Annotated in this window: 7 protein-coding genes; 5 read left to right on the forward strand and 2 right to left on the reverse strand. The window is 39.7% G+C overall.

What is annotated here, in order from left to right:
* Positions 1-45: 45 nt before the first annotated feature.
* Together L2737_RS08410 and L2737_RS08415 are read left to right on the forward strand one after the other, a co-directional pair.
* Positions 46-2,541 (forward strand): bifunctional diguanylate cyclase/phosphodiesterase, encoded by a 2,496-nt coding sequence (locus tag L2737_RS08410; protein WP_248955438.1) that lies wholly within the window; start codon positions 46-48, stop codon positions 2,539-2,541.
* A gap of 245 nt (positions 2,542-2,786) precedes the next feature.
* Positions 2,787-3,665, forward strand: coding sequence for a patatin-like phospholipase family protein (locus L2737_RS08415; protein WP_248955439.1), 879 nt, complete (start codon positions 2,787-2,789; stop codon positions 3,663-3,665).
* Between the two features lie 243 nt (positions 3,666-3,908).
* On the opposite strand, the gene L2737_RS08420 is transcribed toward L2737_RS08415, so the two are convergent.
* Positions 3,909-5,084: a patatin-like phospholipase family protein gene (locus L2737_RS08420; RefSeq protein ID WP_248955440.1), complete on the reverse strand. Its 1,176-nt coding sequence runs from the start codon at positions 5,082-5,084 to the stop codon at positions 3,909-3,911.
* 920 nt (positions 5,085-6,004) lie between these two features.
* Here L2737_RS08420 and L2737_RS08425 point away from each other — a divergent pair.
* The 3 genes from L2737_RS08425 (at position 6,005) to L2737_RS08435 (ending at position 11,598) form a co-directional block, all read left to right on the forward strand.
* Entirely contained in the window at positions 6,005-7,687 is a 1,683-nt protein-coding gene (locus L2737_RS08425; protein ID WP_248955441.1) for a hypothetical protein, read from the forward strand.
* Positions 7,688-7,957: 270 nt separating this feature from the next.
* Positions 7,958-10,024, forward strand: coding sequence for a carboxylesterase family protein (locus L2737_RS08430; protein WP_248955442.1), 2,067 nt, complete (start codon positions 7,958-7,960; stop codon positions 10,022-10,024).
* Between the two features lie 101 nt (positions 10,025-10,125).
* Positions 10,126-11,598, forward strand: coding sequence for a phospholipase D family protein (locus L2737_RS08435; protein ID WP_248955443.1), 1,473 nt, complete (start codon positions 10,126-10,128; stop codon positions 11,596-11,598).
* An 88-nt stretch (positions 11,599-11,686) separates the two neighbouring features.
* On the opposite strand, the gene L2737_RS08440 is transcribed toward L2737_RS08435, so the two are convergent.
* Complete coding sequence (locus L2737_RS08440) at positions 11,687-12,505, reverse strand: hypothetical protein (protein ID WP_248955444.1); 819 nt, start codon at positions 12,503-12,505, stop codon at positions 11,687-11,689.
* Between the last annotated feature and the right edge of the window lie 35 nt (positions 12,506-12,540).

Genomic DNA, 12,540 nt, shown 5'->3' on the forward strand with positions numbered 1-12,540 from the left:
TACTGAATTTAAGCTAATCTCGGTGTAAAAGGATTTACAAAGATAATGATGGTGTTATGGAATGACCAAAAACTGATTAATTTAATTAAGTTTGCACCTGCCTTAACAGTGTGCTTTTTCATGATTATTATTAATATTGTTATCATCAGTGACAACCAAGAAAAAGCCAACAACAGTATAATATCCCTCAGAGAAGACGTCATTGCTCGCCAAAAACAAGAAATCAAACAGCAAGTCAATCAAGTTATAAACATCATTGAATTCAAAAAAAGTGCAGCGCTTTCACAGCTAAAAAACCTATCTAGAATGCGAGTAAATGAAGCCCACGCTATTGCTCTCAATATCTTTAATATCAACCAAGATAAACCTGAATCAGAAGTCAAAAAAATGATTGTTGATGCATTAAGGCCAATTAGGTTTAATGATGGCAGAGGTTATTTTTTTATTTTCCAAATGGATGGCATAAATGTACTACACGGATTAAAACCTCATTTAGAAAATACCTCAGTATGGAACGCTCAAGATCTTCGTGGGACTTATATCCTGAAAGAACACATCCAGAAAATACAGCTGCATAACGGTGAAGCTTTTTATCATTGGTGGTATCAAAAACCTGGCTTTCCAGCTAACCAAGAGTTCGAAAAAGTGGGCTATGGCAAACAATTTGGCCCCTATGACTGGTTTATCGGCACAGGCGAATATCTCGCCGATGTAGAAGAAGATATTAAAGATACCCTCCTAAACTGGATTTCTGAATATGATGACGACAAACATCAGCGTGTCTTCATTATTAATAAGAGTGGTCATCCACTGGCCAACCCTATCAGCCATCAACGACATGACTTCGTCGAACACCATGAGCACACGACTCAAGAATTAGTCAATCAGTTGCTCTCTCAAGTTAGCATTGAGGGGAATTTCATGGAATTTGATTTAGCTAATTTAACCAAAGAAAAAAGAGCCCCTGTTGAAATTAGTTATGCCAAATTACTTGAGCCATGGGGCTGGGTTGTCGGGGCACATTTCAATTCACATGACTTTGAAAAATATCTGAATAATAAACAGGAGAAATTGCTTCTAAATAATCATGAAAAACTGATGAAGGTGCTAACTTTAAGTATTCTATCGACCTTTTTTATGGTGGGAGGCTGCCTATTCGCCAGTAATTTAATTGCTAAAAGATTTAAAAAGTTCAAGTTTCAAATTGAGAAAGACTTTAAAAGGTTAGAAAACTCCAAAGCCACCATGAAACATATGGCGATGCATGATGGCCTAACAGGTTTTCCAAATCGATTATGCTTCGTAGAGCATATTGCTAAAGGGATCAAAACCGCTAACAAAAAGCATAAAAAACTCGCAGTATTATTGATTGATATCGATAATTTTAAAAAAATTAATGATGTTTATGGCCATTCAGTTGGGGATGAATTACTCAAAGAAGTGAGCCGAAACATAGAACAATCTATAGTGTCAGAAGACACAGCTTCACGCTTTGGCGGAGACGAGTTCGCATTTTGCTTTCCAAACTTAGACAACATTCATCAAGTGCATCAAAAAGTTGTCTTGATCCAGGATATCTTTAATCGAGAATATAGCTTGAATGACAATCATCATGAGATTAAAGGTAGCATTGGGATCAGTATGTACCCCTCTGACAGCCAAGACCCTGAAGGGTTAATTCGTAAAGCCGATATTGCACTTTATAAATCCAAAGCCAAATTGAATGGTTTGGTCAATTTCTTTGATGAAGAGGTCGATGCTCAAATAACTTATGAATATCAACTTGAAGAACAGCTAAGATCCGCTTTAGCCAAGAATGAAATTAGCGTCTTATATCAACCCCAAATCACCACAAATTCTGAAAAACTGCAGAGTGTTGAAGCATTAGCCCGTTGGAACAATCCAATACTGGGTAACATCTCACCAGAAATTTTCATTAATATTGCCGAGAAAACGGGCCTAATAAACAACATAGGTTTGTTTATATTCCGTAAAACCTGTGAAGATATTTTAGCCATCTCACCCAATGGCGATAGTGCGATCCGTGTGGCTATTAATATTTCTCCCCATCAATTATTGGATATCAATTTTGCCGAATCGATTACTCAAATAGTTAATGAGGTCCATATTGATCAGCAACGTATTACATTAGAAATTACTGAAAACTTAGTGCTGAAAGATTTAAAAAAGACATCCATTATTCTAAATGAACTAAAAGCACTAGGATTTGGTATTTCCCTTGATGATTTTGGTACAGGATATTCTTCATTAAGCTATTTAAATGAACTGCCAATAACTGAAATCAAAATAGATCGCTGTTTCATTAATAATATGATCAGCAGCCCTCAAAGTAATGCCCTAGTCAAAGCCATTTTAGCTATAAGTGAAGCTTACGATATCAAAGTCGTCGCTGAAGGGGTCGAAGAAAAAGAACAGTTTTCAACTTTAAAATCATATGGTTGTGAACTAATACAAGGTTACTACTTCGATAAACCCTTAACGTTAGCGCAATTAGAATCAAAATACTTCCATAAACACTAAAACCTTAATAACAGCTCAGCCTTGGGTACTGTCTGCAACTCTATCTGAGATTGAAGTGATTGAGTCTTTACTCTATGGTGATTAACATAGAAAGCGGCTTTCTAATTACAGCCTAATAACTAATGTACATAAATAACTAAATAACTAAATAACTAAATAACTAAATAACTAAATAACTAAATAACTAAATAACTAAATAACTAAATAACTAAATAACTAAATAACTAAATAACTAAATAATCAAAATGAAACCAGTTAACACAAGCATGGATACCAATTTACTTCAGCCATCTCCCCCACCTCACGCCTTGATTGTAGAAGGTGGTGCCATGCGAGGGATTTTTGCCTCAGGAGTGTTAGATCGTTTTATTGATTTAAACCATCGCCCTTTTGATTTTTGTATCGGTGTTTCCGCTGGTTCAACTAATCTCGCCTCTTGGCTTTCAAATCAAAAGCAACGAAATTACCGTATTATCACCCACTACTCATGCTTGCCTGAATTTATTGATTTAAAACGTTTTATTAAAGGTGGACACTGGCTAGACCTAAACTGGTTATGGGATATTCTTGCCAAAGAATGTCACTTTGATATGGACACCTTTAGCCAACAACCGGTCCCACTATTTGTGGTCACAACAGACATTACTACTGGAAAAGCGGTTTATATTAAAAGTAATGCTGACAATATCGAACATATCTTAAAAGCATCATGTTCAGTACCTATCGCATTTAGAGATTTTCCAGCCTATCAAGGCAGCCCCATGACAGATGGCGGTATCGCTGACTCGATTCCAATTATCAAAGCCTACGAAATGGGAGCGAAAGAAATCACTGTCGTGTTATCAAGGCCACTGGGTTACCGAAAGAAATCCCCGAAACTACCTTGGCTAATAAAGCGTGCATTAAAAGCTCACCCACAATTAGCCAATGCAATGGTTAATCGCGCCAATAGTTATAATGACGCGATTGATTTTATTCAGTCACCACCCCTGGATTGCAAAATCAATGTTATCGCTCCACCAGCAGAATTCAATGTTGGCCGTCTAACCACAGATAAAGCCATCTTAGAGTCTGGTTATCAAATGGGCATTGATGCCGCCAATCTAACAGTTGATAACAGTTGAACCGGTAAACTCAGCCTTAAATAATATCTGCCTTAAAAAATAGACAAAAAAAACCGGACATAAAGTCCGGTTAACGTGTTGCTTCCGTGCACTGGTTACGAAAAAAATGCCTTAAGGCAAGTTGGCTATTCGTGACACCACAAAACATGATAACGAACGCCAATAACCAACGAGTAGATTGATAATTCAGTGATTGCTTTTCTTATACTAATTATGGGTAAAACATACTTATAACGGTGTTACTTATGGCAGTTTTTGTGACCACACGGTGTCATTTACCACCTTGTCAAAGCCATATTGATAAAGCGCTTTCATGTATTCAAGGTCAAACATTGCTTTGGTTTTTGATGGCGCTGAAAACTCATCATCAACATAGGTAAAACGTAAATCGATTTGCTGAAGTTCACTATCGTAAAGCATCTTGTATAAGTCTCCACGACTTTGCAGTACGGTTAAGCTTTTTAAACTGCGGGTTAAGAGTTTCATGCCTTTATCTGGCGTCGGTTCATAGGGCATATTAAACATGCCGTTGCGAATAACATGAATATAAGGCTGCTGCGTTAACCCTAAAGCTTTGGACACTTTGTTAAAGTCAGTTTGAGTCGGTTCAAAGAACATTTGCGCCGATAAACCGCCATCTACATGTAATTCTTCGTACTGTTCACCTTGATAATTCACTTGAATGAACTGCGGCGGAAAAACCCCAGGAATTGACGAACTAGCAGCAATAATCTGATGAATTAAAGCCTGTTTATTTTCTATATCGCTATTGGCAATTTGACCAATATTCCAAATTGATAAACGATCTGAATCAAATTGAGTGGTGCCAATAAAGAGTCGACGACCCGCTTGATGTTGCTTGGCGATTTGCTCAATCATTTCTGGGTTATATACATGGGTAATAAACTCGAACATATTGTCGCCATTGCTAAACCCATCTTTGAATAACGTATTTAAAAAATTACGTTTACCAATCACTTCTTTATCTGTGATACCTAACATGACTTCTTTTAGTCGAGGAACTTCATCGCCACCTAAAAATGCAAATGGTGCAATAAGAGCACCAGCGCTCACGCCTGTTACAATGGTGTATTGTTCAAGTTTATCTTGTTCATATAAGCCATTTACGATACCAGTACCAAACGCACCTTTAGCACCTCCCCCCGATAGCACGAGAATATTTAACGCATCACCTTGAACCTTCAGTGGAGTTGATTTGTTAAGCTCTGAATATAAAAAATCATCCTGCTCACCGGCCCAAAAACGTAAAGGTTCTTTCGATGTATTATCGGCAATATCACCAACGATAGCCTGTTCATATCCTTTTTCAGGAATACGAATATCTAGTGTATGCGTCGTGCTACAGCCCATTAAAATGGTCACTAACAATAATGCAGCTAATTTCTTAATATGAGTCATGCTATCTCTCTTTTGGTCTGTATAGCGACATGCATCTCACTCGTTTAACTGTTTTTATTAGCAGTAAACAGGAAGGCTTATCGTTCAATAAACGGGGTTATATCTGTTATGACTAATTACCCCCTAATAAGCACACCATGGTGTATTTATTTTAAGGCTAACGTCATATATGCAGCTTGAATTGGGGCACTATAAAGACAAACTAGCCTGCACTTAAATCACGTTTGTAGGATTAAACCCTCGCCTAGAACATCCATACCTTTAACTCTCTTGCTGAGTGTTTTGGCTTGCTCCAATAAAAAATAACAAATCAAATCACCACCTCTTCCAAGAGTCATCTTCCGTTTAAAAGCACAAAACCTTAGCTAAGCGTTTAAAGCTAAGCGACTAAAGCTAAGCGTCTATAACTAAACGCCTTAGGCTAAATCTTTAAAGTTAAGCGTCTAAAACTAAGCGCCTATAACTTAGCGTTTAAAGCTAAGCGACTATAACTAAGCGCCTTAGGCTAAATCTTTAAAGTTAAGCGTCTATAACTAAGCGCCTAGAACTAAGCGACTAAAACTAAGCGATTAAAACTACGCCCTTAAAACCAATCGACGATTGGCAATTGGTTAATTGCCATTCAGCTCAATTAACTCGCTCCCACGACTTAATAAAGAACAAATAAACCTCAGCGAGCAAAAAACAACCTGAGGGTTTCATCCTACAAACGCGATTAACTTGAGTTAATGATTACCCCTAGAATGCTCGCCAACACATTAAGACCAGTGCAATGACATCCATGCCAAAAGATGAGCAGCACATAAGATGCGCCACTTTTAAAGCAGAAATTGTGTGAGGTTTACAACTGACCAAGGTTCGTCAGTTGATATCAATAACGATTGAATACGCATAGTTTTGCGGTTCAGTAGGAGCAAAAAATGTACTTTACTAAAAATTGGAAATCATCTTTGCCTAAGCAAGTCTTTTCCATTGGCCTTAGCTTGTTAGCACTCAATTACCCAGTGCATGCATTAGCTGAAGAAGCACAAGAATCCACTATTGAGCAGCATCAACAAGCGCCAGTGACAGGCAGAGCTATTTTTGCTAAATACGGTATCGATGATGACTTACCTAAACTTGGCTTGAGCTCATTAGCGCAAGGTGAGCACTTGGTCGAGCATGTAAGCCGCACAACTAAAGTGGGTGACCAAGAGCGTCGTTCAGAAGTCTTCTTGGTTCAAAATACTGATGAGAAAGGCAACATTGACCTTAGGATTAAATACGACCCATCCAAGGTTGATGAAAATGAAGACATCATCAATGAAATTGAAGCCAACACCAAAATTGAGTATCGCTTACGTAAATATGCCCAAAGCTACGATCCAAACTCTGTTACTGCAACTGAGCTGGGTAATGGTCAGGTAGAAATTGCATTTAACTATTCAAAATTTGGCTTACCACAAGACATCGCTTATTTCCGTTTTATGCGAGTTAAAATCATTGCGGAAAACAATCAACCAGTGCGTATGGTTATTAAAAATACTCGTGATTTTGCATACCAAAATTTTCGAATTAATGACTATCAACAAGTGGTTGATTTTGAGGTTCACGATGAAGGCGTCAGAATTAAGCAAAAGCACATCCAAGCTATTGGCATGAATAAAAAAGCCCAACCTGTGAGTGTTACTACCTTGGTTGAACCTGTGGTTTTTTACGATGATGAAACACACTCTAAAGTGCTAAACGAAGCACGTTTATCACAGGTATCTGATCCGAGATACAAAGAGGAAAGCGTAAAGTTAGACAGAGTCTTTCCTTTAATGAGTGACATGGTTCGCCAGCAAGGCATTGATGTGCCTTTACCGTTTGGTATCTCTATGGCGTACCGCAACCAAGATATGAACTTTGGCTTTACTGACTTTGACATTATGGGCATTAAGTTAAATGAGCTATTCGATCCCTATAAATCGGTAGCCCAAGTGAATGCTGAAACATTAACTTTACGCGGTGAAATGAACATCCTGCCATTTTGGAATGTGTTTGGCTACTACGGAAAACTGAATGTTGATGCCCAGGTTGATGCGGAGTACACCGGTGAAATTGGTCGCCAACTACAAGATGCACTGAATAACAAACTACCAGGATTAGGTAACGCACTATGTGATGAGCTATCTGCATTATGTAACTCGGGCACATTATCAGTGCCACTTGATTTACATTATGACTTAGCCGGTATCGGTACGACTTTATCAGTTGGCTACAAACAGCTTTTTGCCTCAGTAACAACCACTTACACCAAAACAAAAATGGAAGGTAGTGATAAATGGAGCGACGGTATCTTAACGATTCAACCTATGTTGGGTTACCAATTAGCTGATTACCGTGCACAAATTTTTGTTGGTGCTGAGTATCAAGGCTTAAAGCCGAATATGGAAGGCACGATTGCTGGTGTTGAACTAGGCGGAGAAGAATTTTTCTATAACGTCGGCGTAGACCTAAACAAATGGGCTTACTTAATCGGATTTAACAAGCAATTTGGCAAAAACTACAACCTGAGTGTGCTTTACAACAAAGGCGAAACACGTAACTCATTTACGGTTAACTTTGGCTACCACTTCTAAATATTAATTGTTCGACAAAGCACATGACGAGCTAGCCAACTAAAGGCTAGCTCAATATCACTGACTATGGCTATGTAGGCTGAAAACTCAATGAGGACTCCATCCTACATATGCGATTACAGATAGATAGCTTGAGCAATTATTATACACCCACATTCACTGACAGCGCAGCCAACAGACCTTAACAATAATCAGTAAGCCTAACTTGGCGAACTGCTGGCTACGTCAATAGCCTAGCTTATAACAGCTAGAGTATTACAGGATACAACGATGACTTTGTTCAATAAAACACTACTAGCCGTTACCATTACACTGACTTTAGCCGCTTGCGGTAGTGATAGTGATGAGACGCCAGAAACAACACCGACTCCACCACCACAACTTCAGCCGTTACCATCTGAAGAAGTCAGCCTTGAAATCGGTAACAGCATTATTACAGCAACAAAAGAATCTCACGTAGTCACTTCAAGTGACGGCGAAGAGTCTTTAGCCAGCATTGAAAGCTTTAAAGGCATTACTTACGCAACAGCAGAACGATTTGTTCACAGCGGCGTAAGCGACATGACAACTGAAGTTAATGCCACAGAGTTTGGTTTTGCTTGTCCCCAGCTTAAAACCACACAGGAACTGCAATCTGAAGATTGTTTAAGCCTTAATATTTGGCGTCCTGCAGATGTCGCAGAAGAGACATCATTACCTGTTTATGTATTTATTCATGGTGGCGATTTCGAGTCTGGTGCAGGTTCTGAACCGCTTATTCATGGCGATACCGTTGTCGCTCAAGGTACAGCTGAAGGTAACCCATTTATTGCCATTACCCTTAACTATCGTTTAGGCATGTTAGGCAGCCACTGGCTGAAAGATTCGCAGGGCGGCAACTATGGCCTTGGCGACCAAAAAACAGCCCTTAAGTGGATTAACCAAAACATCGCAGAATTCGGCGGTGATATTGAAAATATCACCTTAATGGGTCAAGGCGCTGGCGCTATGTCTGTCGGTATTTTACAGCAAACTGACACCGAAGAGCCGATGTCAGGTGAGTACTTTACTCGCGCGATCATGCAAAGTAATCCAGCAGGTTTCGATTATCGTAGTTACGACCAAGCAGAAGACTTTGCCGATAAAATAGCAGATTATCAGGCCGAAATGCCTGAGCTTGACCAAGTTGATTTAAAAGATTTGCCACTTGATCAATTGTTAGAAGTACAAAGAAAAGCATCATCAGCGCTTTCGCGCATTGGCGACTGGACTGGATTATCTTGTGTTGACTTAGACAACTTAGTTGGCAGTGGTGTTTGTTTAACCAGTAAGGTTTCAAATGAAACGACGCCATTGGCAAACTTAATGCCTTTCGCGCCTTACATTGAATATAAAAAACCGATTTTTGGTTCAACCATTAAAGGTTATCACTTAAGAACTCAGCCAGCACTTGATCACTTCACTGTGCCAACGGTTGTGGGGTCAAACACTGACGAAGCTAGCAGCACCGCTATGCTGCCAAGCTTAACGTTTTTAATTCCAACCATTATTAACTTAATGACTGAAGATGACCAAGACTTAATCGAAAAAGGCGATGTTAACCAAAACATGATTGAGTGGCTTGCAGACAAAAATAACATGGCATTAGTAGAGCAAGAAATAGCCCAACTAACTGCTGATGATATTAAAGCGCAAGTCGAACTTGGCGATATTTTACCAAGCTCTGCATACGAGGCGATTACCAAGTTTTACTTTGGTTTAGGTAATGGTGACACCACGAATGGCTTATTAGGCTTAACTGATTTTTACCCAAACAAAGAAGGTGAAGTGTCAGGCGCGTTAGCCAACATGAAGCAGTTTAAAATGATGTTGAATGACGTGTTATTTGCAGGACCTGCACGTAAACAGGCTCGCGACAGCCAAGAGGATAATGTAGAAGCGACCTTTTACCAATTTGGTTATCACGCAAGCTTTAACGTATGGACTTACAATACCGATGGACAAGAAGGCGCTGTGGATATTGGCGATGTACTTAAGACTGTAAGCTGTATTAGCGGTGCTTGTAATGCATCAGAACTGCCATTTGTGTTTAACAAACCGTTAAAACTGGATGGTTCTTCAGTAAAAGTAAGCACTAAAGACCAAGCATTGATGGATAGAATGTCTCGTCTATGGTTCAGCGATGAACTATTTAGCGACTACCAATACAACAGTGACAGCGTACTTGTGTTTGATGAAGATGGCGTTGAAACCTTCACCCAAGATTGGGATAGCAAACAACCAGGCGTCGACCCAGAATTACGCGACGGCCGCCTACAAGGACTAGAAAACCTAAATCTAATATTAGGTTACATGTAAGCATTAACCAGGTGTCTAGCACAACACACTAATGACATGTTAATAAGGCCAGTTCGCTGGCCTTTTCTATGACTTTTTCTTGCTAAGGTAAAATATTTTCAATGACATTATTCAAACTTAACCAGCACAATTCCATTTGGGCTTTGCTATGTGGCATCTTGCTGTTAAGCGGCTGCGCCACCCCGAACCCAAGCGTACCAGACGATTTTGAGGCCAACTTTCAAAAGCGTGATTATCAAGCTAAAGCTTATATCATCCCTAGAGCCAATGAAGCATTTGCACACCGTATTGAGTTAGTCAGGCAAGCCAAAAGTAGCATCGACATGACCTATTTTTCATGGAATGGCGATACCTTAGGACTAAGCCTGCTAAATGAAATTAGCAAGGCTGCCGATCGCGGCGTCAAAGTTAGGTTAACCCTAGATGACTTATTAGTGTTTAATGACAAATGGTTAGCTGATATTGATAAACACCCTAATGTACAAATCAGAATATTTAACCCTTTTAATTCGCGCAAAATGGGTTGGGCTGGACGGGCTTTTGATTTTCAAATTCATCAGCAGAAGCTAGATAATCGCCTGCACGAAAAATACTTTAACATTGATCATCAGTACATGATTTTAGGTGGTAGAAATATCGGTGACGAATATTTCGGTTACAGTAAAGCGGCCAACTTTTACGACCTAGATGTTTTATTTTCAGGTGACGTCATCGCGCCTTTCGCGGTCAATTACGAGCGTCAGTGGCACAGTGAACACTTAGTGCCTATTGCCGAGCTGATTCATGTTAAAAAAGACATTAACGATACCCGCTATTTTAAAAAAGCCTTCAATAAGGCAACAAAAAAGCATGCTGAAATTATTGCCGATATTGAGCACACCATCAACACAATGCCAGCAGCGCAGTGGATTGATGTTACCGTTTCCCCAGTGTTTGATTCGCTAAAGAAAATGGAAAACCGTTTACCTTACTTTAGACAACGTGCTGAAATTGCAATCCAGGATGAATTGGCTAATGCCAAAGAGGCGGTTATTTCAACCCCATATATTGTGCCAACCGACGGTGATTTTTCGGTGATATCAAAGCTTACAAAGCAAGGTGCAAAAGTACAGCTAGTCACAAACTCATCAGCATCGAACGACTCGTTATTTATACCAGCCTACTATGAAGAACACCGTAAAACCTTACTGGATATGGGCGTCGATATTTTCGAATATAAAGACACGGCTAAAAATGATGACCACTTTTATCATGGCGATACTTATTATCACAATAAAACCATCATTTTAGATAGCCGCGTGTCTTATGTCGGGTCGTCTAACTTTGATCCGCGCTCAGACTTTATCAATGTGGAGTTTGGGTTATTTGTTCACAGTGCAGCCTTTGCTGAGAAGTTGCATCATTACCTATTTGCCCAGCAATCATCTCTGTATTGGCAAGTGAGCAAAAACGCTGAAGGCGAGATTGAATGGCAGTCGCAACAAGAAGTACTAAAGTCAAACCCAAACTATGGTAGCTGGCATAAGCTACCGGATTGGGTATTCAGAAAAATGGATGGTGAGTCAGAGCTGTAATAGACGACAAAACGGGGTCCTTAGTTACCCACTAAGGACCCTTTATTATTGATGTGATTATCAATCTTTTGCTTACGACCCATTAACCTCAGTCAAACTCACACGCTTGGTTAGCTTGAATTGTTTCCGATGCGATTTGCCCCAATAGCTGTTGTGTCGACTCCTCAACTGCGATATCAGCCATATACGGCAACAAATCTGCAGACTGGCCAGTTATCACTTCATAAAACACCAAAGCAGTCAGTAAGTTGCCCATCAGCGAGGCATGATTTCCATCTGTACTGTGTAACTTAAAACTTGGATCCGTCATTAAGGTCTTATTCCAAGCTAATCCCACAGGGGCAACACAGGCTTTTTGCACTGCTGCAATACTTTGATGCAGTGAGTGTACTTGCCGCCCTTCATCTGGTCTGCCTTTTTGTGGGTGTTCAGGAAATAGAATCGGCGTAATTGCCGCCTCTTTCGCTGTTGCTATCCATGTTCTTGCAGCAATGGTTGGATAAGATACAGTCCCTGATTGTGAGTACTTTTGAGCTTGTAAAATAATATGACTCCATGACTTTGAAGCCAAAATATCTACCCTGCGCTGCTGACTAACTGGATTATCTAAATACCCACCAGCCGCATTCACTGCAGTAACTTGTACGTTGCTATTACCTGCCAAAATCAGTTTAGTTATCAAGCTTGCCTGAGCAGAGACATGACTATTGCCAAAAAGTAACACTTGATAATGTTGAACATCTCTATTATCTGGAATTGCTAGATTACTAGCAGTATTTGTCTCTGTTATTTTTGGTGGGGGAGTTTCTTGCGCAGGCTCACTCATTACAGAGTCACTTCCACAAGCTGATAATAGTCCCGTTGTAATAATCACAGTGGCGAAACGGATAACATATTTTAAATACATAATGACTCCTTTGAGCGGCCTGATTAATGTTTGGA

It is taken from the genome of Shewanella electrodiphila, assembly GCF_023283985.1.
In the GTDB taxonomy this organism is placed as follows: domain Bacteria; phylum Pseudomonadota; class Gammaproteobacteria; order Enterobacterales; family Shewanellaceae; genus Shewanella; species Shewanella electrodiphila.

Coding starts and splice junctions, on each gene's coding strand:
- L2737_RS08425 (WP_248955441.1), top strand. CDS start 6,005: ATGTACTTTACTAAAAATTGGAAATCATCTTTGCCTAAGCAAGTCTTT.
- L2737_RS08435 (WP_248955443.1), top strand. CDS start 10,126: ATGACATTATTCAAACTTAACCAGCACAATTCCATTTGGGCTTTGCTA.
- L2737_RS08420 (WP_248955440.1), bottom strand. CDS start 5,084: ATGACTCATATTAAGAAATTAGCTGCATTATTGTTAGTGACCATTTTA.
- L2737_RS08440 (WP_248955444.1), bottom strand. CDS start 12,505: ATGTATTTAAAATATGTTATCCGTTTCGCCACTGTGATTATTACAACG.
- L2737_RS08410 (WP_248955438.1), top strand. CDS start 46: ATGATGGTGTTATGGAATGACCAAAAACTGATTAATTTAATTAAGTTT.
- L2737_RS08415 (WP_248955439.1), top strand. CDS start 2,787: ATGAAACCAGTTAACACAAGCATGGATACCAATTTACTTCAGCCATCT.
- L2737_RS08430 (WP_248955442.1), top strand. CDS start 7,958: ATGACTTTGTTCAATAAAACACTACTAGCCGTTACCATTACACTGACT.